Raw genomic sequence first — 23,322 nt, 5'->3', positions numbered from 1 at the left:
GGCGGAGCCGTGGTTCAGCTGGCGGCGGAGCAGGCGGTCGTCAGGGAGCGGACCAGGCTGGCCCGCCGGATGCACGACACGGTGGCCCACCGCCTCAGCCTGATCGCCGTGCAGTCCGGCGCGCTCGAAGTGACGGCCGAGGGCCCGCAGGCGCGCGCCGCGGCCGGGGCCGTGAGGGAGCTGAGCCGGGACGCGCTGGAGGAGCTGCGGCGGATGGTCGGCCTGCTGCGGCTGTCGGCGACGTCGGGGCGGGAACTGGCCGCAGGCCCTGAGCTGGCAGGTATCCCGGCGCTGGTCGCCGCGGCGGGGCCGCGGACGCACGGCGAGCTGGACGGGGTGGCGGACGGCACGGACGACGACGGCGGCGCGCCGCCCGCCGAGGTGCAGCACGCCGCCTACCGCATCGTGCAGGAAGCGCTCACCAATGTGCGCAAGCACGCACCCGGCGCCAGGACCCGGGTGCTGGTCCGGCGGGCCGACGGGGACCTGCTGGTCGAGGTGCGCAACGGCCCCGGCGCGCAGGCGCCGCCGTGCGCGCTGCCGTCGGGCGGCCACGGGTTGGAGGGGCTGCGCGAGTGTGCGGTCCAGCTCGGCGGGGACTTCGCCGCGCTGCCGGTCGGCCCGGCCGCCGAGGCGGCCTGACCCGGGCGCCCCGCCGGCTCCGCCCCCGCGATCGCATCCGCCCGCGCCTCGATCCGCGCCCTCAGGCGCGCGGAATGCGGACCAGGCCCTCCTGGATCACCGAGACGGCCAGCCTGCCGTCCTGGGTGTAGATACGGGCCGAGGCCAGGCCCCGCCCGCCGGAGGCGGACGGGCTCTGCTGGTCGTAGAGCAGCCACTCGTCGGCGCGGAAGGGCCGGTGGAACCACATGGCATGGTCCAGGCTGGCGCCGACCACGTCGCCGACCGCCCAACCGCCGCGGCCGTGGGCGAGCAGCACCGAGTCCAGCAGCGTCATGTCCGAGACATACGTGGCCAGGCAGACGTGCAGCAGCGGGTCGTCGGCCAGCTTGCCGCGGGTGCGGAACCAGACCTGCGAGCGCGGTTCGCGGGCGGTGCCCGCGGTCAGGAACGGCGGGTCCTCGACATAGCGGAGGTCGACGGCGGCGCGGGCTTCGAGCAGCCGGTCGATCACGCTGGGGTCGGGGAATTTGTCGGCGTGGGCCGGCAGCAGCTCAGCCGCCTCGGGCAGCGTCTCGGGGTCGGGCGCTTGCGGCATCGGCTCCTGGTGCTCCAGACCCTCCTCGGCGGTCTGGAAGGAGGCGGAGAGGTGGAAGATCGGCTGGCCGTGCTGGACCGCCACCACCCGCCGGGTGGTGAAGGAGCGGCCGTCGCGGATGCGGTCGACCTGGTAGACGATCGGCGCCCCTGGATCGCCCGGGCGCAGGAAATACGCGTGCAGCGAGTGCGCGCCGCGCTCCTCGGGGACGGTGCGGCCGGCCGCGACCAGGGCCTGCGCGGCCACCTGGCCGCCGAAGACCCGCGGCACGACAGCCGTGCGGCTGACCCCGCGGAAGATGTCCTGCTCGATCCGCTCCAGGTCGAGCAGGTCGAGCAGGGCTTCAAGAGGCTCGTTCAGTTCGCTCACAGGCCCATCGACTTGGCGATGATCGACTTCATGACCTCGCTGGTGCCGCCGTAGATGCGGTTCACGCGGTTGTCGGCGTACAGGCGCGCGATCGGGTACTCGTTCATGTAACCGTACCCACCGTGCAGCTGCAGGCAGCGGTCGATCACCCGGGCGGCGACCTCGGTGCAGAACAGCTTCGCGGACGCGGCGTCCGCGGCCGTCAGCTCGCGCCGGTCGTGGGCGTCCAGCGCGCGGTCGACGACGGCCTCGGCGGCGTCCACCTCGGCCTTGCATGCGGCCAGCTCGAACTTGGTGTTCTGGAAGGACGCGACGGTCTTGCCGAAGACGGTCCGGTCCTGGACGTAAGCCTGGGCGAAGCGGATCGCCGCGGCGGCCTGCGCGTAGGCGCCGACCGCGATGGCCAGCCGCTCCTGGGGGAGGTTCTGGCCGAGGTAGGAGAAGCCCTTGCCCTCCTCGCCGAGCAGGTCGTCCAGCGGCACCTTGACGTCGGAGAAGGACAGCTCCGCGGTGTCGGAGGCCTTCAGGCCGAGCTTGTCGAGTTTGCGGCCGATCACGTAGCCCGCGGACTTCGTGTCGACCACGAAGAGGGAGATGCCCGCCCTGCGGTCCTCCGCGGTGGCCGGCGCGGTGCGGGCGCAGACGATGACGCGGTCGGCGTGGACACCGCCGGTGATGAAGGTCTTGGCGCCGTTGAGCACGTAGTGGGTGCCGTCGGCGGAGAGCTTGGCGGTGGTCTTCATCCCTGCCAGGTCCGAGCCGGTGCCCGGCTCGGTCATCGCGATGGCGAACATCGTCTCGCCGGTGGCGAAGCCGGGCAACCAGCGCTTCTTCTGCTCGTCGGTGGCGTAGGCCGTCACATACGGCAGGCACAGCCCGGTGTGCACGCTGCTGCCGCCGAAGCTGACTCCGGCGCGGGCGCACTCCTCGCTGAGGACGGCCTGGAACTTGAAGCTCTCCTCGCCGGCGCCGCCGAATTCCTCGGGCACCTCGATACCGAAGACGCCCAGCTCACCGAGCTTGTAGTAGAAGTCACGCGGAGCCTGCCCCGCGGCCAGCCACTCGTCGTACACGGGGACGACCTCGGCCTCGATGAAGGCGCGTATCGTCCCGCGGAATGCTTCGTGGTCCTCGTTGAACACCGTACGACGCACAGCGCGCCTCCCGTCGGCGAGTGGTGACTGACCGCTGCTCTCTGGTGATAAGCAAGCGCTCAGTAAGTTACCCGCCAGTCCGCGGTGCTGTCCAGGGCACCCAGGGCGCCCAGCGCCAGCCTGCGCAGCAGCTCCGACATCTCCCTGCGGCCCGGGAGGCTGGACTGGGCCCCCAGGTGGGGCGTCGAATTCAGCAGGCCGAAGACCGCGTGGACGGCGGCCCGCGCCTCGCGCTCCGTCGCGCCGGGATGGACGCGGGCGACCACGGCCACCCACTCCTCCACATACTGGCGCTGGAGCTGGCGGACCAGCTTGCGGTCGGACTCGCGCAGCCGGTCGAGCTCCCGGTCGTGCAGGGTGATCAGCGGGCGGTCGTCGATCGCGAACTCGATGTGGCCGCGGATCAGCGCGTCGAGCGCCGCCTCGGGATCCGCCGCCTCCGCCACCCGCCGCTTGCCCGCGGTCAGCAGCCGGCCGCTGATCCCGACCAGCAACTCGGCGAGCATGGCGTCCTTGCCCGCGAAGTGCCGGTAGAGCCCCGGGCCGCTGATGCCGACCGCGGCACCTATCTCGTCCACCCCCACACCGTGGAAGCCGCGCTCGGCGAACAGCCGCGCGGCCTCCCTGAGGATCTGGTCGCGGCGGCTGACCGCCGTGTTCGTCGAGTTCATGGGATCGAGTCTAGACAATCCTGTTAGCGAGCGTTAACGTGGTGTCATCAGTTAACGCTCGCTAACATCCTCATTCGCACCACCGGGGGGCCGAACCATGGCAGCACCCGCCCTGTCCAGCGCCGCGGATCCGGCGTCGGAGGCGTTTCGCGTCAACACGCAGGCACACACCGCGCTCAGCGCGGGCCTGCGCGACAAGCTGGCCGCCGCACGCCTAGGCGGCGGCGAGAAGGCCAGAGCCCGCCACACCGCACGCGGGAAGCTGCTGCCCAGGGACCGGGTGGACGGGCTGCTCGACCCCGGCTCCCCCTTCCTGGAGCTGGCGCCGCTGGCCGCGGACGGGATGTACGACGGGCAGGCGCCGGCCGCCGGGGTCATCGCCGGGATCGGCCGGGTCGCCGGGCGCGAGGTCGTCGTGGTCGCCAACGACGCCACCGTCAAGGGCGGCACCTATTACCCCATCACGGTGAAAAAGCATCTGCGCGCGCAGGAGGTCGCCCTCGACAACCGGCTGCCGTGCGTCTACCTGGTGGATTCCGGCGGCGCCTTCCTCCCCCGGCAGGACGAGGTCTTCCCCGACCGCGACCACTTCGGGCGGATCTTCTACAACCAGGCGACGATGTCGGCCCGCGGCATCCCGCAGATCGCCGCCGTGCTCGGCTCGTGCACCGCGGGCGGCGCCTACGTCCCGGCGATGAGCGACGAGGCGGTCATCGTGCGCAACCAGGGCACGATCTTCCTCGGCGGGCCGCCGCTGGTGAAGGCCGCCACCGGAGAGGTGGTCACCGCCGAGGAGCTGGGCGGCGGCGAGGTGCACTCCCGGATCTCCGGGGTCACCGACCATCTCGCCGAGGACGACGCGCACGCCCTGAGCATCGTCCGGGACATCGTCGCGACGCTGCCCGCCCGCGGCGCCCCGCCCTGGACGCTGCGGCCGGCGGAAGAGCCCGCGGTGGACCCCGCGGGGCTGTACGGAGCGGTGCCGGTCGACTCCCGCACCCCCTACGACGTGCGCGAGGTGATCGCCCGGCTGGTCGACGGCAGCCGGTTCGCCGAGTTCAAGGCGGAGTACGGCACGACCCTGGTCACCGGGTTCGCCCACCTCCAGGGCCACCCGGTGGGGATCGTGGCGAACAACGGCATCCTGTTCGCCGAATCGGCCCTCAAGGGCGCCCATTTCATCGAGCTGTGCGACCAGCGCGGCATCCCGCTGCTCTTCCTGCAGAACATCTCAGGATTCATGGTCGGCCGGCAGTACGAGGCGGGCGGCATCGCCAAGCACGGCGCCAAGATGGTCACCGCGGTGGCCTGCGCCCGGGTGCCCAAGCTCACAGTGGTGATCGGCGGGTCCTACGGCGCCGGCAACTACTCGATGTGCGGCCGGGCCTACAGCCCGCGCTTCCTGTGGATGTGGCCCAACGCCAAGATTTCGGTGATGGGCGGCGAGCAGGCCGCCTCTGTGCTGGCCACCGTCAAGCGCGACCAGCTCGCGGCGGCCGGCGAGAAGTGGAGCGAGGAGGCCGAGGAGGCCTTCAAGCAGCCGGTCCGCGAGCAGTACGAGACCCAGGGCAGCGCCTACTACGCCACCGCCAGGCTCTGGGACGACGGGGTGATCGACCCGCTGGAGACCCGCACCGTGCTGGGCCTCGCGCTCACCGCCTGCACCAACGCACCGCTGCCCACCGCCGATCCCGCCGCGCCCGGCTACGGCGTCTTCCGGATGTGAGGGCCGTGATGACCAGCAGCAAGTCCACCGCCACCGGCCAGGACGGCGCCACCGCCGCCGCGGGCGCCCCCTTCGGCACCGTCCTGGTCGCCAACCGCGGCGAGATCGCCGTCCGGATCATCCGCACCCTGCGCGAGCTGGGCGTGCGGTCGGCCGCCGCCTTCACCGAGGCCGACGCCGACGCCCGGCATGTGCGGGAGGCCGACACCGCGGTGCGGGTGGGGAGTTACCTGTCGGCTGCCGAGCAGGTGCGGGCCGCCGTGGCCGTCGGCGCCGGGGCCGTCCACCCCGGCTACGGCTTCCTCGCCGAGAATGCCGGCTTCGCCAGGGCCTGCGCCGAGGCGGGGCTGGTCTTCATCGGGCCGCCGGCCGACGCGATCGAGCTGATGGGCGACAAGATCCGGGCCAAGGAGACGGTGCGGGCCGCGGGTGTGCCGGTGGTGCCCGGCAGCACTGGAAGCGGGCTCACCGACGCGGAGTTGGCCGCGGCCGCCCGGGAGATCGGGCTGCCGGTGCTGCTCAAGCCGTCCGCGGGCGGCGGCGGCAAGGGCATGCGCCTGGTGCGGGACGAGGCGGCGCTGGCCGAGGAGATCGCCGCGGCCCGGCGCGAGGCCGTGGGGTCGTTCGGCGACGACACCCTGCTGGTCGAGCGCTGGATCGACCGGCCGCGGCACATCGAGATCCAGGTGCTGGCCGACGCCCACGGCCATGTGGTGCACCTGGGCGAGCGGGAGTGCTCGTTGCAGCGGCGGCACCAGAAGGTGATCGAGGAGGCGCCCTCGGTGCTGCTCGACCCGGCGACCCGGGCGGCGATGGGCGAGGCCGCGGTGCAGGCGGCCAGGTCCTGCGGCTACACCGGGGCGGGGACGGTGGAGTTCATCGTGCCGGGAGCCGACCCGTCGGCGTATTTCTTCATGGAGATGAACACCCGGCTGCAGGTCGAGCATCCGGTGACCGAGCTGGTCACCGGACTGGACCTGGTGGCCTGGCAGTTGCGGGTGGCGGCCGGCGAACCGCTGGACTTCGGCCAGCAGGACGTGACGCTCACCGGTCATGCGGTCGAGGCGCGGATCTGTGCGGAGACCGCCAGGGCAGGCGACGGCCGGATCGACTTCCTGCCCTCGGCGGGACCGGTGCTGGCGCTGCACGAACCGGCCGGGCGGCCGGGGGTGCGGGTGGACTCCGGCCTGCTGGCGGGCACCGAGGTCGGCACCGCCTACGACCCCATGCTGGCCAAGGTGATCGCCCACGGCCCCGACCGGGCCACGGCATTGCGGCGGCTGCGGGCGGCGCTGGCGGAGACGGTGGTGCTGGGGCTGGACACCAACACGGCCTTCCTGCGGCGGCTGCTCGGGCATCCGGCGGTAGTGGCGGGCGAGTTGGACACCGGGCTGATCGAGCGGGAGGCCGCCGCGCTGGTGCCGGACGGCGTGCCCGACGAGGTCTACGCGGCCGGGGCGCTGCTGCGGCAGGCGGCGCTGGCCCCGCCGCCGGGACCGGAGGGCTGGACCGATCCGTTCTCGGTGCCCAGCGGCTGGCGGCTCGGCGGCGAGGCGGCCTGGACCGTGCACCACCTGCGGGTGCCGGGCCACGAGCCGGTGGCGGTGCGGGTCAGGCAGGGCGAGGTGCGGATCGGGGACGGCCCCGCGACGGCGGCCACGGTCACCCTCGACGGGCCGCGGGCGCGGCTGCACACCGGCGGCCTGGTGCACACCTTCTTCCGGGCCGGCCAGTGGCTGGGCCGGGACGGCGAGAGCTGGTGGGTGCAGCCGTACGACCCGGTCGCCGCGGCCCTGCGGGGGGCCGCGCTGGGTGCGGGCGGCGGCGCGCTGACCGCGCCGATGCCGGGCACGGTCACCGTGGTGAAGGTCGCCAAGGGCGAGGACGTGGTGGCAGGGCAGAGCCTGCTGGTGGTGGAGGCGATGAAGATGGAGCACGTGATCACCGCCCCGCACGACGGGACGGTGACCGAGATCGACGTCAGCGCGGGTTCGACGGTGGCGATGGACCAGGTGCTGGCCGTGGTCACCCCCGCCGCGCAGCCTGGCGACGGCACGCAGGACCCGGCGGCCGGGCGGCCCGGGGAGGCGTCGTGACCGGGACGGGCGGCGGGCGGGAGAGCGGGGCCGGCGGCGCACCGGAGGTGCCGGAAGTGCTGGGCCTCGGGCTGCCGATGGCGGTCCCCGCGGACGGGCTGCCGCGGCAGGTGCGGATCCACGAGGTCGGCGCGCGGGACGGGTTGCAGAACGAGCAGCGGACCGTGCCGACCGCGGTGAAGGCGGAGTTCGTCCACCGGCTGGCCGAGGCCGGGCTGACGACGATCGAGGCGACCAGCTTCGTGCACCCCAAGTGGGTGCCCCAACTGGCCGACGCGGCCGAGCTGATGCCGCTGCTCGCCGACCTCACCGGGACCGGTGGCACGGATGCCGCCGGCCCGAACGGGCACGGCGACCGGGCGGTGCGGCTGCCGGTGCTGGTGCCCAACGAGCGGGGCCTGGACCGGGCGCTGGAGCTGGGTGTGCGGGAGATCGCGGTCTTCGGCAGTGCGACGGAGTCCTTCGCCCGCGCGAATCTCAACCGGACGGTGGACGAGTCGCTGGCGATGTTCGAGCCGGTGGTGGCACGGGCCAGGGCGGCGGGGGCGGCGGTCCGCGGCTATCTGTCGATGTGCTTCGGCGACCCGTGGGAGGGGCCGGTGCCGATCGGGCAGGTGGCGGCGGTGGCCCGCCGGCTGTACGGGATGGGCTGCACCGAGCTGAGCCTCGGCGACACCATCGGGGTGGCGACACCCGGCCAGGTCGCGGCGCTGCTGGACGAGTTGACCGGCGGCCCGGGCGGCACGCCGGGCATAGGCGGCGGGATCCCGGTGGAGCACCTCGCCGTGCACTTCCACGACACCTACGGGCAGGCGCTGTCCAACACGCTGGCCGCGCTGCAGCGGGGCGTCACCGTCGTGGACGCCTCCGCCGGCGGGCTCGGCGGCTGCCCGTACGCCAAGAGCGCCACCGGGAATCTCGCGACCGAAGACCTCGTGTGGATGCTGAACGGACTCGGCATCCGCACCGGGGTCGATCTCGACCGCCTCAGCGCCACAAGCGTCTGGATGGCGGAGCAGTTGGGGCGGCCCAGCCCGTCCCGTACCGTCCGCGCCCTCACCCACCGGGAGCAGTAGCCATGCCGATCGACCACCGCCTGTCCGAGGAGTACGAGGAGCTGCGCGCCACCGTCGCGGAGTTCGCCAGGGATGTGATCGCGCCGAAGATCGGCGGGTTCTACGAGCAGGACGAGTTCCCGTACGAGATCGTGCGGGAGATGGGGCGGATGGGGCTGTTCGGGCTGCCCTTCCCCGAGGAGTACGGCGGGATGGGCGGCGACTACTTCGCGCTGTGCCTGGTGCTCGAGGAGCTGGCCCGGGTGGACTCCTCGGTGGCGATCACCCTGGAGGCCGGGGTGTCGCTGGGCGCGATGCCGGTGTTCAGGTTCGGCACCGAGGAGCAGAAGCGGGAGTGGCTGCCACGGCTGTGCTCGGGCGAGATGCTGGGGGCGTTCGGGCTGACGGAGCCGGACTGCGGCTCGGACGCGGGCGGCACCCGCACCACGGCCCGGCTGGACGAGGCGGCCGGGGAGTGGGTGGTCAACGGGACCAAGTGCTTCATCACCAACTCGGGTACCGACATCACCGGCCTGGTCACGGTGACGGCGGTCACCGGCAGGACCGACGAAGGGCGCCCGCTGATCTCGTCGATCATCGTGCCCTCGGGCACTCCCGGCTTCACTGTGTCGAAGAAGTACAGCAAGGTCGGGTGGAATGCCTCGGACACCCGGGAGCTGTCCTTCACCGACTGCCGGGTGCCCGCGGCGAATCTGCTCGGCGAGAAGGGCCGCGGCTACGCGCAGTTCCTGCGCATCCTGGACGAGGGGCGGATCGCGATCTCGGCGCTGGCGACCGGCCTGGCACAGGGCTGCGTGGACGAGTCGCTGGAGTACGCGCGGACCAGGGAGGCCTTCGGGCGGCCGATCGGCGCGAACCAGGCGATCCAGTTCAAGATCGCCGACATGGAGATGCGGGCGCACACCGCGCGGCTGGCGTGGCGGGACGCGGCGTCGCGGCTGATGCACGGGGAGGCGTTCAAGAAGGAGGCGGCGCTGGCGAAGCTGTATTCGTCGGAGATCGCGGTGACCAACGCCAGGGAGGCCACCCAGATCCACGGCGGCTACGGCTTCATGAACGAGTATCCGGTGGCGCGGATGTGGCGCGACTCCAAGATCCTGGAGATCGGGGAGGGCACCAGTGAGGTGCAGCGGATGCTGATCGCCAGAGAGCTGGGCCTGGCGGGCTGAATCCCCCCGCCGGGGGCGCCGGCGCCCCACACGGCGGCCGGCGGCCCGCCCGCCGGGTCCCGCCGCCCGGATGCGATCGACTCGACCCGCCGCCCACCCGTCCACCGCCCGAAATAAGCCCCGAACAAGCCCCACGTCACTCCTTTGGCTCTTCTTGACCTGCGATCCTGCCCGGAATCGGGCAGGATTCTTGCAAAGCAAAGATCATCACATCAGTATCAACGGGTGCTCGAACGCCGGACGTCCTACGAAGACCTGATCGACCACCTGGTGCGCACCACGCCGCTGCACCGCGGCGAGGCGTCCCGGGTGGTGCTGGACGTCCTTGCCTACTTCGACGAGACGACCGAGGAGTACGTCCGCCGCAGACACCGCGAGCTCCAGGCGAAGGGCCTGGTCAACGCGGAGATCTTCGAGCGGATCGGCGAGGAGCTGCCGCACCGCGCGGTCGCCCCCGCCGCGCTCTCCCAGCGCCAGCTGCGCCGCATCGTCTACGGCTGAGGGCGGCACAGGGCGCACAGGGCGCCCGGAGCACGCAGGGCAAGCAGGGCACACCAGGCACAGAGGACGACGGAGAGGTACGGACGGCACATGTGCGGAATCGTCGGATACATCGGCAAGCGCGACGTGGCGCCGCTGCTGCTTGAGGGGCTGCAGCGGCTGGAGTACCGCGGCTACGACTCGGCCGGCGTCGTCATCACCGGCAAGTCGGGCGAGCTGCGTACGGTCAAGGCCAAGGGCCGGGTACGCGAGCTGGAGTCGCGCATCCCGAAGCGCTTCTCCGGCACCACCGGCATCGCCCACACCCGCTGGGCCACCCACGGGGCACCCAGCGACGTCAACGCGCACCCGCACCTGGACATGGAGGAGAAGGTCGCGGTGGTCCACAACGGGATCATCGACAACGCCTCCGAGCTGCGCGCCCGGCTGTCCGCCGAGGGCATCGTCTTCGCCTCGGAGACCGACACCGAGGTGCTGGCCCACCTGATCGCCCGGTCCGCCGCCGAGACGCTGGAGAAGAAGGTCAGCGAGGCGCTGCGGTCGGTCGAGGGCACGTACGGCATCGCGGTGCTGCACCAGGACTTCCCCGGCCGGATCGTGGTCGCCCGCAACGGCTCCCCGGTGGTGCTGGGCATCGGCGAGAAGGAGATGTTCGTCGCCTCCGACGTCGCCGCGCTGGTCGCCCACACCCGGCAGGTCGTCACCCTCGGGGACGGCGAGATGGCCACCCTCAAGGCCGACGACTTCCGTACGTACACCACCGAGGGCTCGCAGACCACGGCCACGCCGACCACCGTGGAGTGGGAGGCCGAGTCGTACGACATGGGCGGCCACGACACGTACATGCACAAGGAGATCTTCGAGCAGGCCGAGGCGGTCGACCGGGTGCTGCGGGGGCGGATCGACGACCGCTTCGCGACCGTGCACCTGGGGGGTCTGAACCTGGACGCCCGCGAGGCGCGCGGTGTGCGCCGGATCAAGATCCTGGGCTGCGGCACCAGCTACCACGCCGGCCAGATCGGCGCCGGGCTGATCGAGGAGCTGGCGCGTATCCCCGCCGACGCCGAGCCCGCCTCGGAATTCCGCTACCGCAACCCCGTGGTGGACCCCGACACCCTCTACGTGGCCGTGTCGCAGTCCGGTGAGACCTACGACGTGCTGGCGGCCGTCCAGGAGCTGAAGCGCAAGGGCGCGCGGGTGCTGGGCGTGGTCAATGTCGTGGGGTCCGCGATCGCCCGGGAGGCGGACGGCGGCACCTATGTGCACGCCGGGCCCGAGGTGTGCGTGGTGTCCACCAAGTGCTTCACCAACACCGTGGTCGCCTTCGCGCTGCTGGCGCTGCACCTGGGCCGGGTGCGGGACCTGTCGGTCACCGACGGCAAGCGGATCATCGAGGGGCTGCGCAGGCTGCCGGCCCAGATCGAGGAGATCCTGAAGACCGAGCCGGAGATCAAGCAGCTGGCGAAGTCCTACGCGGACGCCCGCTCGATGCTCTTCATCGGCCGGGTCCGCGGCTACCCGGTGGCCCGCGAGGCGTCGCTGAAGCTCAAGGAGGTCAGCTACATCCACGCCGAGGCCTACCCTGCCTCCGAGCTGAAGCACGGCCCGCTGGCGCTGATCGACCCGTCGATGCCGACCGTCGCGATCGTGCCCGACGACGACCTGCTGGAGAAGAACCGCGCGGCGCTGGAGGAGATCAAGGCCCGCAGCGGCCGGATCCTGGCGGTCGCGCACCAGGAGCAGGAGAAGGCCGACCACACCATCGTGGTGCCGAAGAACGAGGACGAGCTGGACCCGATCCTGATGGGCATCCCGCTCCAGCTCTTCGCCTACCACACGGCTCTGGCGCTGGGCCGGGACATCGACAAGCCGCGCAACCTGGCGAAGTCCGTCACGGTGGAGTAGCCCGCACGCACGCCACGCGCGCTTGCACACGGCCCGTACGCCGTGCGCAAGTGCAAATGCAGACGGGTGGTGCCGGTGGCTCGGACCGGCCCCACCCGCATGCCGTGCGGTGCTGAACGCACCCCGGTGGTGCTACGGAATGACCACTACCGGCCGCTGCGCCCGCCGGGCCAGCCGCCCGGCGACCGAGCCGAAGATCCGCCCGGCCAGCCCGTGGGTGCCGCCGACCACGATCGCGTCGGCCTCGTACTCCCGGCCGACCTCCTCCAGCTCGTGGCAGATGTCGCCGCCGCGCTCGACAAGCACCCAGGAGATTTCGGTGAGGTGGTCCGCGCAGGCCAGCTCCAAGCCGAGGACCTCGGTGCGGTGGTCGGGGACGTCGACGAAGACGGGCGGCTCGCAGCCCGCCCACACGGTGGCCGGCAGCCTGTTGGCGACGTGCACGATGATCAGCGCGGAATGCGTCCTGCGTGCCATGCCGATGGCGTAGGACAGCGCGCGCTCGCTGGAAACGGAACCGTCGAAGCCCACCACGACGCCGTGCCGGAAGGCGGGATCACAGGCGTGGCTCAGTGCTGGGGCCTGCTCGGGCAGTGCCGCCGATTCGGCGAGCGGCCTGCGATCGGCGGGCTCGGGGAAGTCATGACCGGCCATGATGCGGATTCTCGGCGAGGGCGGCGCTGACGCGCCGAGCAGCGGACAGGACGGTGCGTGCGGGGCGGTCCGCCGGATTGGCCATTATGGGCCAGTTCGCCACTTCCCGTCCCGCTCTCTCCAGAGTACGGCTGCGAAGTCCGCCTGCACAGATGCGCCGCCGGCTTCACAGGTCGCGTACCCCGAGTTCCCAGGAGAATGCCGGAGCGGCGGCGAGAGCGCAACGCCATCCCGCCAACCGGCTGCACGGCGCGGCGCACCGGCGCATCCCGGGGGCGCATCGGATCACCCGCGGGCGGCCGTGCTCCGTATCTGCCTTCTACCCGCTCCAGCCACGGCAAATCCGCCGGAATGAACCGTTGGTCCCGGCCGCGGTACGGCCTGGACACGGCCCCCCGGCACACCACCCGGCGCCTTTTACGCGCATCCGACTCCTGAACGGCTTTTTTCAGCCAACTTCTCGGCCCTGCGCCCGCGTTCGGATTCGCGCCCGCTAACACCTCTGCCACCTGCGGTTCTACGATGCGGCGTGTCGCGGATGACGCGCTGCGTGGCCGAAGTGACGGGAGGCGTACTTCCCTCCTGGCGCCACGAGTGAAACGCTTCGTGATCGAATGCTTTACGCCACGTTGTCTTGTCGACTTGCCGTCAGGTGCCGAAGGTGTCACTGGCGCCCCACCAGGCACAGTAGATTTGATCATGGGTGGCCTCGCGGGGGGAACGTGCAGGACCGAGGTGACGACGCGTCGATTCGAGGGGGGCTTGAGCTCCATGAGCCAGGAGTCCGGTTCCGGTACGGCGACGGAGAGTCCGTCGCAAGCAGCTTCGGCATCACCTCGCGCCATCCGTAAGCTCTCCGCGCGCCGGCGGCCCGAAGTGGTCGCCGTGCTGCTCTTCAGCGGTGGCCCGATCTTCGAGAGTTCCATACCGCTGTCCGTCTTCGGCATAGACCGCCAGGACGCGGGGGTGCCCCGCTACCGGCTGCTGGTCTGCGCCGGCGAGGACGGGCCGCTGCGGACCACCGGCGGTCTCGAACTGACCGCGCCCTACGGCCTGGAAGCGCTCTCCCGGGCCGGCACGGTCGTGGTGCCGACCTGGCGGTCGATCTCCCAGGCGCCGCCGCCCGAGGCCCTGGAGGCGATCCGCAAGGCCCACGAGGAGGGCGCCAGGATCATCGGCCTGTGCACCGGCGCCTTCGTGCTGGCCGCGGCCGGCCTGCTCGACGGCAGGCCCGCCACCACGCACTGGATGTACGCGCCCACGCTCGCCAAGCGCTACCCCTCGGTCCATGTGGACCCCAGGGAGCTGTTCGTGGACGACGGCGACGTCCTGACGTCGGCCGGCACCGCGGCCGGAATCGACCTGTGCCTGCACGTGGTGCGCACCGACCACGGCGGCGAGGCGGCCGCCGCGCTGGCCCGGCGGCTGGTCGTACCGCCGCGGCGGGCCGACTGGCAGACCGGGCAGCGGCACCTCGACAGGTCTTTACCCGAGGAGATCGGCGCCGACCCGCTGGCCGAGGTCGTCGCCTGGGCGCTGGAGCACCTGCACGAGCAGTTCGACGTCGAGGCGCTGGCCGCGCGCGCCTACATGAGCCGGCGGACCTTCGACCGCAGGTTCAGGTCGCTGACCGGCAGCGCGCCGCTGCAGTGGCTGATCACCCAGCGGGTGCTGCAGGCGCAGCGGCTGCTGGAGACGTCGGACTACTCGGTGGACGAGGTCGCGGGCCGCTGCGGCTTCCGCTCCCCGGTCGCGCTGCGCGGCCACTTCCGCCGGCAGCTCGGGTCCTCCCCCGCGTCCTACCGGGCCGCCTACCGGGCCCGCAGGCCGCAGGACGACCAGGAGCGGCCGACGGTGCCCGCCGAGCTGGCCGCGCTGCGCCGCACCACGGGCGTGCCCATCGCCGCCGGGCACGGGCCGGTCTCCCAGGTGCTGACGGCGCCCGGGAAGCCGGACGGTGACGCCTTCGCCACCCGGGTGCCCGAGCAGCCCGGCAGGGGCGATCCCGCGGACGGTCCCGGGCGCGGCCGGCTGCGTGCCGGACGCGGTGTGGGCGCCGCTCTGCCGGGACCGCGTGATCGCCCCGTAGGGTGAGGCACATGAACGACCGGATGGTGTGGATCGACTGTGAGATGACCGGGCTGTCGCTGGCGCACGACGCGCTGGTCGAGGTGGCGGCGCTGGTCACCGACTCGGAGCTGAACGTGCTCGGCGAGGGGGTGGACATCGTCATCCGCCCGCCCGCCGAGGCGCTCGACACGATGCCGGACGTGGTCCGCCAGATGCACACCGCCTCGGGCCTGCTGGAGGAGCTGGCCGGCGGAGTGGCGCTGGCCGAGGCCGAGGAGATCGTGCTCGACTACGTACGGGCGCAGGTCGCCGAGCCGCGCAAGGCGCCGCTGTGCGGGAATTCGGTGTCCACCGACCGCGGTTTCCTGGCCCGCGACATGCCCACCCTCGAGCAGCACCTGCACTACCGCATCGTGGACGTCTCCTCGATCAAGGAGCTGGCCCGCCGCTGGTATCCCCGGGCGTACTTCAACAGCCCGGACAAGAACGGCAACCACCGGGCGCTGGCCGACATCCGCGAGTCCATCGCCGAGCTGCGCTATTACCGCGAGGCCGTCTTCGTCCCCCAGCCGGGCCCGGACACCGACACGGCCCGCTCGATCGCCGCCCGCCACGTCGTGCGATGACCGGCGACGCGTAGAGCGAGGCGCGCGAAACAGGGGCGCGACCACCCCTCGCCACCCTGTACACTTTTCGAGGCGGCGCCACCCCAGCAGAAACACCGGCCGGGACAGCGCCGCTCATGGTGGGTGTAGCTCAGCTGGTAGAGCACCTGGTTGTGGTCCAGGATGCCGCGGGTTCGAGTCCCGTCACTCACCCTGCTGGAAGAGGCCGTCGTACCGCGGAAACGCGGTGCGGCGGCCTCTTTCGTCGTCCCCCGGCCCCCGGTGAGCCCCTGCGCCGCCGGCGGCCTCCCGGTTCTGCTGCGGGGCGGGCACGGGATCGGGCAGAGTGGGGGGTAATCACGCGGATATAGCGAATCGCATTGATATATCGGGCTTCATCGCCGTACTCCCCGGCGTCGTGGGACAACCTGATCGGCGTTCTGTCGGCGCTCCTGCCGGAACTGCCTCGAAGGAGGTGGCCGGATGGCCACTCCGATGTCCGCGGACCAATTCCTCGCCGCGCTCAAGGCCGAGGGCGTCACCGTCGCCGAGCACCCCGGCTGGCGCACCCACAACCGTGCCGGGCACGGCCCCTGGGGGCCGGTGAACGGCGTGGTGATCCACCACACCGGGGGCCAGGCGCCCAGCGACGCCGGTGTCGTCTGGGGCGGCCGCGCCGACCTGCCGGGACCGCTGGCGCACAGCTACCTCGCCAAGTCCGGAGTCGTCACGATGACCGGCAACGGGCGGACCAACCACGCCGGCGGCGGCGACCCGGCGGTGCTGGCCGCCGTGGTCGGCGACTCCTACGGCAGCAGGCCGCCCGCCACGGGATTCCACGAGGGCTCCCCCGGTGCGACCGACGGGAACGCGCACTTCTACGGCCTGGAGATCAGCAACTGGGGGGACGGGAAGGACCCTTACCCGGCGGCGCAGCACCAGGCCGCGGTGAGGTGGGCGGCGGCCCTCTGCCGCCACCACGGGTGGAGCGAGAAGTCCGTCATCGCGCACGCCGAGTGGAGCGACCAGAAGAAGGACCCCTCCTTCGACATCGTCCACTTCCGCGCCGAGGTGAAGGCGCAACTCGCCCTCCACCCCGGCCAGACCCCCGCCGCGAAGGCCGGCGCCCCCAAGGCGCACAAAGCCGCCCAGCCGGCCCACCAGCCCTTCCCGGGCGCCGAGTGGTTCACCACGGGCCGCAAGTCGCCCGTCGTGGCCGCCATGCACAAGCGCCTGGTCGCCGTCGGCTGCGACCGCTACCAGTCGGGCGCCCACCCCGACGTCGTCGGCAGCGGCGACATCGCCTCCTACGAGGCCTGGCAGGCGAAATACTCCAAGGCCCACCACAAGGCCTGGACCGGCGCCGCCCTGAAGTGGCCTCCCGGCAAGGAGTCCTGGGACGCGCTCCACGTCCCGAAGACGGTGTGAAGGGCCGGCGCGCCCGCGAGGCCACCTCCCCGCCCGCCGCCTCCGCGAAGCTGCGTGCCTCCCGCCGCCTCCTGCGCGGCCAGCAGCTCGTCGCAGTGCGCCCCCTCCCCCGGCGGGCACGCCGCCCCCTCAGGGCCCGGTGAGCGCTCGTCGTCCATGGAGCCACGGTCGCCCACCTGTCTCCTACCGGTCGGCGCGTATCGGACGTCCTCCCGTGGGCCGCGTTGTGCCACCGACGAGGGAGCAGGGCACGCGGATCGGGATTCTGGGCACGGGCACGCCCGCCGTCGCGCGGGGGGCGGCGTGGGGGCGCGCGGGGCATGAGGTGCGGGACGGGGGGCGGCCCCGGGAGCGGGCCGCGGCGGCCGCGGAGCGGACGGGGGGCGCGGCCGCGTGAAGAGCGGACCGGCAGCGTAAGAGCGAGCCGGCTCGCGTAAGAGCGCCCCGACCGCGCAAGAGCGCCCGGCCCGGGGCATACCGCGGCCCCGCGCCCTCCGGAAGTGCCAGGAGGGGGCGGGGCCGCGGCCCGGGTCCGGCGGGGGGTCGGGACGGGCCGGGCAACTGTCAGGTGACCCGGGTCATCTCCCGTCCCGCCTCCCGCCGGGGTCTGGTGTCACTCGCCGAAGAGCAAGCCGTAGGCACCCATCGCCATCGCGATGTCCGCCTGGGCCCAGAAGCGGTGATAGGTGAAGCTCGGCGCGTTACCGCCGTTGAGGTAGGCCTGCACCTTGGACCAGTTGGGGTCGTTCTTGTAGAAGGACCGCAGCTCGATGAAGGTGGAGGACGAGTTGATCTTGTCGCCGTTGGGCATCGTGCCGGAGAAGCTGGACGGCACGTAGACCGGGTCGTCGAACCGGTTGAAGTCGGTCCGCGTCTCGGGGGTGGCGATGCCCAGCGGGTCCTGGTACTTGCCCCACATGCTGTCGAGCAGCGCCTTGGCCGTGGTCTTGGCCGCGGTGTTGCCGGACTTGGCGGCGTAGTAGGACAGCGTCTTGGCGTAGGCCGCCGCGACGCCCAGGTCGTTGCCGTAGGCCGAGACCGTCACGTGCAGGCCGGAGTTGCTGCCCGGGCTGCTCGCGTTCCAGGTGTCCGGCGCACCGGACCACTGGAGGTCGGACGGGATCTTGAAGGTGCCGTCCGAGTTGATGGTGGTCTGGGAGATCGCCCAGGTCACCCACTTGTCGAGGACGGCCTTGGCCTTGGCGTCACCGGTCTGCTGGTAGTACTCCGCGACCCTTTCCATCGACCAGGCCTGCATGCCGAACCACTGGTTCGACGGCGGGTCGTGGTAGACGGGCTCCCAGTCGTACGCCATCCCGTAGAAGGTGGGCGTGCCGGCCGGGGGCGTGCCGTAGGAGCCGTTCCAGCTGTTGGTGGCGCCACCGGCGATGGCGCCCTCGGAGGACTGCAGCCAGGTGTAGAACTCCAGCTGCCGGCTCAGGCTGGTGGTCCAGTCCTGCTTGCCGGTGGCCGACTTCGGCGCCATGGCCGAGTCGGTGGTCAGCGCGTAGGCAGCCAGCGGGTTCTGGTAGCCGAAGTGCGAGGCGCCGTCACCGATCCGCCAGGCCCAGCCGCCGCCGGAGCCGGACGAGCCGCCCCAGGCGTAGTACCAGGACAGCAGGTAGTGCTCGCTGTCCTTGCCGGTGCCGGCCGGGCACGAGGTCGGGCTGGTGCAGTTGCCGATCTTCTTGAAGTACTTGTCGAAGAACGAGTACCGCAGGTAGTCGCCCATCTTGCCGGCCTTGGCGACGGTGGCCGCCACGTCAGCGCCCTTGCCCTGCGCCTTGGCCCAGGTGTCCGCCCAGTAGGCGGCCTGGATCGCGCGCGCGTCGGCGTCGGGTGCGTCGGTGTACTTCCACTGCTGCGAGTAGGCGGAGTCCCCGGTGAACAGGTCCAGGTAGCCGTTCTTGCCGCCGTACTTGAACGCGTCGCAGGTCGGCTGCGGCACGGTCTCCCACACCGACTCCTGCTCACCGCGCTGGAAGGTGTTGATGTACGACGGGCCGTCGGCCGTCGGGCCCAGCTCGCAGCCGCCACCGGGCGTGTCACCGTAGCCGTAGATGTTGTCCACGTCCTGGAGCCAGTGCATGCCGTAGATGTCGTCCGTGCCGTAGGCCGACTTCAGCTCGCCCGCGATCGGGTCGACGCCGGACTTGACGCTGCTGTCGAGCTGCGACGGGTAGTCGGACGGCAACGCGTGCTCGGGGGCGTAGGTGGCCGGCGAGCTGGCGTTGTAGAAGCTGTTCGTCGGCTGGTCGGCGTGCGTGGGGATCATGTACTTCTCCATGATCGCCCAGGACGCGTTGAACTTGCTCCAGTCGCCGCTGACCTGGCCGTACATCGCCTGCAGCCAGATCATGTACGAGTACGCCTCGGACGTGGTCTCGTGACCGTAGTCCGGCGCCTCGACGATCAGCGTCTCGACCGAGTGGTAGGGAATGCCCTCGGGTGAGAAGTAGCCGCTGGACGGGTCGGTGATCTTCCCGTAGAGCGACAGGAACCGCGCGGCGTAGTCGCCGCCGGTCGCGCTGATCTCATTGACCGTGACGGCCGCGGTGCTGTAGCCGGTCGCGGTCGCCGAGAAGGTCGCCGAGCCCGTACCGGTGGAAGCGGCCGCGACGGTGACGGTCTGCGCGGTCGACCAGTTCGACGGGGTGAAGGTGAGGCTGGCCCCGGACTGGACGCTCAGCGAGCTGTTGCCCGCGGTGCGCGCCACGGCGACCGTCACGTTGGCCGAAGGGGCGCCGGACAGCTTCACGCCGAAGGTGCCGGTCTTGCCCTGCTGCACGGACACGGTCGTCGGCGAGGCGACGATCGCCGGGCCGCTCGCGACGTGGATGCCCACCGGGGTGGACTCCGCGGAGGCGCCGAGGCTGTCGTAGGCCTTGGCGTAGACCGAGTAGTCACCTGCGGGCACCGAGGCCCAGTTGACCGAGTAGGGCGAGGTGGTGTCGGTGCCCAGCAGCGTGGTGTCGCTGTAGAACTCGACCTTGGTGATGGTCGCCGAGTCCGCGGCGACCGCGGTAGCGGCCAGCGGGATGGTGGCGCCCGCGCTGAAGGTCGCGCCGGAGGTGGGGCTGGTGAGCACCGGCAGCGGCGGCTGGTGCGCGCCCCCGCAGACCGTGCCGTTCACGGTGAAACTGGTCGGCGCGGCATTGGTGCCGCTGTAGTTGAAGTTGGCACTCGCGGTGACGTTCCCGCTGGGCGCGATTGTCTTGTTCCAGTCCAGTGACTTGACAGTGACTGCCTTGCCGGACTGCGACCAGGTGCCGTTCCAGCCGCTCTGCAGAGTCTGGTTGCCGGCGTAGGAGTACGTCAGTGTCCAGCCGCTGATCGCGGCGGTGCCGAGGTTGGTGATCTTGGTGTTCGCGGTGAAACCGGAACCCCAGTCATTGGTCGAGTAGTCGACGCTGCACTGCAGGCCGGCCGCGTGCGCGACTCCGCTGCCGGTGGCCATGGTCAGGCCGAGCGGCAGGGCGAGCGCGGCGGTCAGCGCGGTCAGCAGTCGCCTGGTCCGCGTTCTGATCGGTCTTCCTCGGGGCATGCGGGAGGTCCTCCTCGCGGTTCTTGTGGGGGGATGGGTCCTGCGATTTGGCTGTGAACCAGTGGGAGCGCTCCCACCATCAAGGCGTTGACGAAGGACTGTCAAGAGGTGAACCAGAACCGCCTGTTGAGCGGGCCCTGTCTGCATGAGTCGACAGCCAACCTCGGGAAGCGAGACATCCCCTCTACCGTGGGAAGGGACTTGGCGCTAAGGTCTGCGGCGGACCAGTGGGAGCGCGTCCACTTTTCTCGTTACTCGATTTCTCTCGATCCCCCCACATCATGAGGAGTCGCACATGCGACGTCCCACGCGCACCGCGGCGTTCGCCGTCGCCGCGGTCACCACGGCGGCCACAGCCGCCGCGCTGCTCCCCGTGCTCACCAGCCCCGCAGCAGGCGCCGCGCCGACCTGTTCGGTCACGTACACGGTCACCAACCAGTGGGACACCGGTTTCCAGGGCAACGTTGTCATAGCCAACACCGGTTCCCCGCTCACCGGTTGGGACCTGAGCTTCGGCTTCGCCGGCGGCCAGAAGGTGACCCAGGGCTGGAACGCCGCCTGGACCCAGTCGGGCCCGACCGTGCACGCCGCCTCGCTGTCGTACAACGGGGCGGTGCCCACCGGCGGCACGGTCAGCGCGGGCTTCCTCGGCAGCTGGTCGGGCAAGAACCCGATGCCGACCGGCTTCACGCTCAACGGCGCCGCCTGCACGCAGGTCGGCCAGCCGACGCAGACGACGCCGAGCACCCCGGCGAGCCCGACCACCACGCCCCCGACCACCACGCCGACGACGCCCCCCACGACGCCCCCCACCGGTGACACCGCGCCGCCCAAGCTGCACGTGGCCGGAAACAAGCTGGTCGACTCCACCGGCAGGCAGGTCGTCCTCCACGGCGTGAACCGTTCGGGCACCGAATTCGCCTGCGCGCAGGGCAACGGGATCTTCGACGGCCCCGTGGACGACACGGCCATCGAGGCGATCAAGAGCTGGAAGGGCGTCACGGCGGTCCGGGTGCCGCTCAACGAGGACTGCTGGGAGGGCCTGTCGTACGTCCCGGCGGCCGACGGCGGCGCGAACTACGTCGCGGCGATCACCGGCTGGGTCGACCGGCTGGTCGCGCACGGCATCACGCCGATCGTCGAGCTGCACTGGACGCACGGCACCTACACCGGCAATTCGGCCGGCTGCTCGGACGTCAACGCGACCTGCCAGAAGCCGATGCCGGACGCGCAGTACGCGGTCCCGTTCTGGACCAGCGTGGCGAACACCTTCAAGTCGAACACCTCGATCGTCTTCGACCTCTTCAACGAGCCCTACCCGGACCGCGCCGCCTCCAGCACCGACCAGGCCTGGGCGTGCTGGAAGGACGGCGGCACCTGCCCCGGCATCAGCTACCCGGTGGCGGGTATGCAGGACATGCTGGACGCGGTACGCGGCACCGGCGCGCAGAACGTCGTGCTGCTCGGCGGCCTGGCCTACTCCAACGACCTGACCGGCTGGCTCGCCCACGAGCCGACCGATCCGACCGGCAACCTGGCCGCGGCCGTGCACGTATACAACTTCAACTCGTGCGCCAACAGCGCCTGCTGGGACTCCCAGCTGGCGCCGGTCGCGGCCAAGGTGCCGCTGGTGGCCGGGGAGATGGGCGAGAACACCTGCGCCCACTCGTTCGTGGACGGCTTCATGAACTGGCTGGACGCGCACCGGCTGTCCTACCTCGGGTGGACCTGGAACACCTGGGACTGCTCGTCGGGCCCGTCGCTGATCTCCGCCTACGACGGCACCCCGACCGCCTACGGCCTCGGCCTGAAGAACCACCTGGCCTCGCTGGGCTGAGCCCGGCGGCACCCCCGATACGGGGGCGGTCCCGTGCATGGATGGCGTGCACGGGCCCGCCCCTCCCCCATGTGGCGCGCCGCGCCGCCCGGGAGGCTCCGGGACGCCCCGGGCCGTGCAGCGCGCCGGATCCGCCGCCTGAGCAGGGGCTGAGCCGACGCCGGCCGCGGGAGCGTCCGTTCGAGTCTCGTAGTCTCGCGAAGTCTCAACTGGCCATTATTGAACAACTTATTGACGCGGATGTGCGCGGCTTGTAAACATCACCTCGCCAAGAGAGCGCTCTCACCGCGCTCTGGCGGACTCCGTCACGGACCCCCACCCGGTTGAGGAGAACACATGTCAGGCAGCACTTCCCTGCTGGTGCGCCGACGGCCAGGGCGCCACAGCGGACGCCGGCCGTATCTGGTGCTCACCGCCCTGCTCGCCCTGCTGGCGGGGCTCGTCATCGTGGTGACCTCGCAGTCACCGGCGCGCGCCGCGGGCACCCTGCTCTCGCAGGGCAAGCCGGCCACCGCGTCGTCGACCGAGAACGCCGGCACGCCCGCCTCCGCGGCCGTCGACGGCAACACCGGCACCCGCTGGTCCAGCGCGGCCGCCGACCCCCAGTGGATCCAGGTCGACCTCGGCAGCAGCCAGGCCGTCAGCCAGGTGACGCTCAACTGGGAGACCGCGTACGCCAAGGCCTTCACCGTCCAGACGTCCGACAACGGCTCGGCCTGGACCACCGTCTACTCCACCACCACCGGGACCGGCGGCGTCCAGAACCTGGCCGTAAACGGTTCCGGCCGCTACGTGCGGGTCAACGGGACCGTCCGCGGCACCGTCTACGGCTACTCGCTGTGGGAATTCCAGGTCTACGGCACCGGCGGCTCGACCGACCCGTCCGCGTGCGGCACCGCGAACACCGCGCAGGGCAAGACGGCCACCGCCTCGTCCGCCGAGAACGCCGGCACCCCCGCCTCCGCGGCCGTCGACGGCAACACCGGCACCCGCTGGTCCAGCGCCTTCTCCGACCCGCAGTGGCTCCAGGTCGACCTCGGCTCCTCGCAGCAGGTCTGCGGCGTCGGCCTGAACTGGGAGGCGGCCTACGCGACCGCCTACCAGATCCAGGTCACCGACAACCCGTCCGGCACCTGGACCACGGTCTACTCCACCACCACCGGCACCGGCGGCGTCCAGAACCTGAACGTGTCCGGCACCGGCCGCTACATCCGCGTCTACGCCACCGCCCGCGCCACCGCCTACGGCGACTCCCTGTGGGAGTTCCAGGTGCACACCAACGGCGGCGGCTCGGCCAC

The 23,322-nt window shown here is 71.6% G+C and carries 16 protein-coding genes, 1 tRNA gene and 1 pseudogene; 13 read left to right on the top strand and 5 right to left on the bottom strand.

The window, feature by feature from the left end; genetic code table 11:
- Positions 1-9 precede the first annotated feature (9 nt).
- The gene (locus tag OG900_27165) at positions 10-642 is read left to right on the top strand and encodes a histidine kinase (GenBank protein WUH93427.1); all 633 of its coding nucleotides are present in this window, start codon (positions 10-12) and stop codon (positions 640-642) included.
- Between the two features lie 61 nt (positions 643-703).
- Here the strand turns inward: OG900_27165 and tesB are convergent, their stop codons facing one another.
- From tesB to OG900_27150, 3 genes are read right to left on the bottom strand one after another with little or no spacing between them, the layout of a single operon-like run.
- Positions 704-1,579, bottom strand: a complete 876-nt coding sequence (gene tesB, locus OG900_27160; protein WUH95945.1) for an acyl-CoA thioesterase II — start codon at positions 1,577-1,579, stop codon at positions 704-706.
- A 5-nt stretch (positions 1,580-1,584) separates the two neighbouring features.
- Entirely contained in the window at positions 1,585-2,742 is a 1,158-nt protein-coding gene (locus OG900_27155; GenBank protein ID WUH93426.1) for an acyl-CoA dehydrogenase family protein, read from the bottom strand.
- A 59-nt stretch (positions 2,743-2,801) separates the two neighbouring features.
- Positions 2,802-3,413, bottom strand: a complete 612-nt coding sequence (locus tag OG900_27150; protein WUH93425.1) for a TetR/AcrR family transcriptional regulator — start codon at positions 3,411-3,413, stop codon at positions 2,802-2,804.
- A 97-nt stretch (positions 3,414-3,510) separates the two neighbouring features.
- Between OG900_27150 and OG900_27145 the strand changes: the two genes are divergently transcribed.
- From OG900_27145 to glmS, 6 genes are all read left to right on the top strand, one after another.
- The gene (locus OG900_27145; protein WUH93424.1) at positions 3,511-5,139 is read left to right on the top strand and encodes a methylcrotonoyl-CoA carboxylase; all 1,629 of its coding nucleotides are present in this window, start codon (positions 3,511-3,513) and stop codon (positions 5,137-5,139) included.
- An 8-nt stretch (positions 5,140-5,147) separates the two neighbouring features.
- On the top strand, positions 5,148-7,235 hold the full coding sequence (locus OG900_27140) for an ATP-grasp domain-containing protein (protein WUH93423.1): 2,088 nt from the start codon (positions 5,148-5,150) through the stop codon (positions 7,233-7,235).
- A 77-nt stretch (positions 7,236-7,312) separates the two neighbouring features.
- Positions 7,313-8,311: a hydroxymethylglutaryl-CoA lyase gene (locus tag OG900_27135; GenBank protein WUH95944.1), complete on the top strand. Its 999-nt coding sequence runs from the start codon at positions 7,313-7,315 to the stop codon at positions 8,309-8,311.
- A gap of 2 nt (positions 8,312-8,313) precedes the next feature.
- Positions 8,314-9,480 (top strand): acyl-CoA dehydrogenase family protein, encoded by a 1,167-nt coding sequence (locus OG900_27130; GenBank protein WUH93422.1) that lies wholly within the window; start codon positions 8,314-8,316, stop codon positions 9,478-9,480.
- A gap of 225 nt (positions 9,481-9,705) precedes the next feature.
- On the top strand, positions 9,706-9,981 hold the full coding sequence (locus tag OG900_27125; protein ID WUH93421.1) for a hypothetical protein: 276 nt from the start codon (positions 9,706-9,708) through the stop codon (positions 9,979-9,981).
- Between the two features lie 90 nt (positions 9,982-10,071).
- Positions 10,072-11,886, top strand: coding sequence for a glutamine--fructose-6-phosphate transaminase (isomerizing) (gene glmS / locus OG900_27120; protein ID WUH93420.1), 1,815 nt, complete (start codon positions 10,072-10,074; stop codon positions 11,884-11,886).
- A 132-nt stretch (positions 11,887-12,018) separates the two neighbouring features.
- On the opposite strand, the gene OG900_27115 is transcribed toward glmS, so the two are convergent.
- Positions 12,019-12,540, bottom strand: coding sequence for a universal stress protein (locus OG900_27115; GenBank protein ID WUH93419.1), 522 nt, complete (start codon positions 12,538-12,540; stop codon positions 12,019-12,021).
- Between the two features lie 771 nt (positions 12,541-13,311).
- Here OG900_27115 and OG900_27110 point away from each other — a divergent pair.
- The 4 genes from OG900_27110 (at position 13,312) to OG900_27095 (ending at position 16,643) form a co-directional block, all read left to right on the top strand.
- On the top strand, positions 13,312-14,634 hold the full coding sequence (locus OG900_27110; GenBank protein WUH93418.1) for a helix-turn-helix domain-containing protein: 1,323 nt from the start codon (positions 13,312-13,314) through the stop codon (positions 14,632-14,634).
- Between the two features lie 5 nt (positions 14,635-14,639).
- Positions 14,640-15,236, top strand: a complete 597-nt coding sequence (gene orn / locus OG900_27105) for an oligoribonuclease (protein ID WUH93417.1) — start codon at positions 14,640-14,642, stop codon at positions 15,234-15,236.
- A gap of 119 nt (positions 15,237-15,355) precedes the next feature.
- A tRNA-His gene (locus OG900_27100) sits at positions 15,356-15,428 on the top strand.
- A gap of 270 nt (positions 15,429-15,698) precedes the next feature.
- Positions 15,699-16,643 carry an N-acetylmuramoyl-L-alanine amidase gene (locus tag OG900_27095; GenBank protein WUH93416.1) on the top strand — a complete coding sequence of 315 codons (945 nt, stop codon included), beginning with the start codon at positions 15,699-15,701 and terminating at the stop codon, positions 16,641-16,643.
- 613 nt (positions 16,644-17,256) lie between these two features.
- Here OG900_27095 and OG900_27090 read toward each other — a convergent pair.
- Positions 17,257-20,187 (bottom strand): cellulose binding domain-containing protein, encoded by a 2,931-nt coding sequence (locus OG900_27090; GenBank protein WUH93415.1) that lies wholly within the window; start codon positions 20,185-20,187, stop codon positions 17,257-17,259.
- Positions 20,188-20,482: 295 nt separating this feature from the next.
- Here OG900_27090 and OG900_27085 point away from each other — a divergent pair, with 295 nt between their 5' ends.
- Together OG900_27085 and OG900_27080 are read left to right on the top strand one after the other, a co-directional pair.
- Positions 20,483-22,024: a cellulose binding domain-containing protein gene (locus OG900_27085; protein ID WUH93414.1), complete on the top strand. Its 1,542-nt coding sequence runs from the start codon at positions 20,483-20,485 to the stop codon at positions 22,022-22,024.
- A gap of 417 nt (positions 22,025-22,441) precedes the next feature.
- Positions 22,442-23,317: pseudogene (locus tag OG900_27080) on the top strand (discoidin domain-containing protein).
- Positions 23,318-23,322: the final 5 nt, after the last annotated feature.

Origin of the sequence: Streptomyces sp. NBC_00433 (assembly GCA_036015235.1) — a bacterium.
Lineage (GTDB): Bacteria > Actinomycetota > Actinomycetes > Streptomycetales > Streptomycetaceae > Actinacidiphila.
Note: the sequence above shows the minus strand (reverse complement) of the source record. Positions and strands in the feature narration are given on the sequence as shown.

Excerpts from the sequence above, each read along its gene's own strand:
- OG900_27090 (WUH93415.1), bottom strand. The coding sequence starts at position 20,187 with ATGCCCCGAGGAAGACCGATCAGAACGCGGACCAGGCGACTGCTGACC.
- OG900_27140 (WUH93423.1), top strand. The coding sequence starts at position 5,148 with ATGACCAGCAGCAAGTCCACCGCCACCGGCCAGGACGGCGCCACCGCC.
- OG900_27145 (WUH93424.1), top strand. The coding sequence starts at position 3,511 with ATGGCAGCACCCGCCCTGTCCAGCGCCGCGGATCCGGCGTCGGAGGCG.
- OG900_27130 (WUH93422.1), top strand. The coding sequence starts at position 8,314 with ATGCCGATCGACCACCGCCTGTCCGAGGAGTACGAGGAGCTGCGCGCC.
- OG900_27095 (WUH93416.1), top strand. The coding sequence starts at position 15,699 with ATGGCCACTCCGATGTCCGCGGACCAATTCCTCGCCGCGCTCAAGGCC.
- OG900_27135 (WUH95944.1), top strand. The coding sequence starts at position 7,313 with ATGGCGGTCCCCGCGGACGGGCTGCCGCGGCAGGTGCGGATCCACGAG.
- OG900_27110 (WUH93418.1), top strand. The coding sequence starts at position 13,312 with ATGAGCCAGGAGTCCGGTTCCGGTACGGCGACGGAGAGTCCGTCGCAA.
- OG900_27085 (WUH93414.1), top strand. The coding sequence starts at position 20,483 with ATGCGACGTCCCACGCGCACCGCGGCGTTCGCCGTCGCCGCGGTCACC.
- glmS (WUH93420.1), top strand. The coding sequence starts at position 10,072 with ATGTGCGGAATCGTCGGATACATCGGCAAGCGCGACGTGGCGCCGCTG.
- orn (WUH93417.1), top strand. The coding sequence starts at position 14,640 with ATGAACGACCGGATGGTGTGGATCGACTGTGAGATGACCGGGCTGTCG.
- OG900_27150 (WUH93425.1), bottom strand. The coding sequence starts at position 3,413 with ATGAACTCGACGAACACGGCGGTCAGCCGCCGCGACCAGATCCTCAGG.
- OG900_27115 (WUH93419.1), bottom strand. The coding sequence starts at position 12,540 with ATGGCCGGTCATGACTTCCCCGAGCCCGCCGATCGCAGGCCGCTCGCC.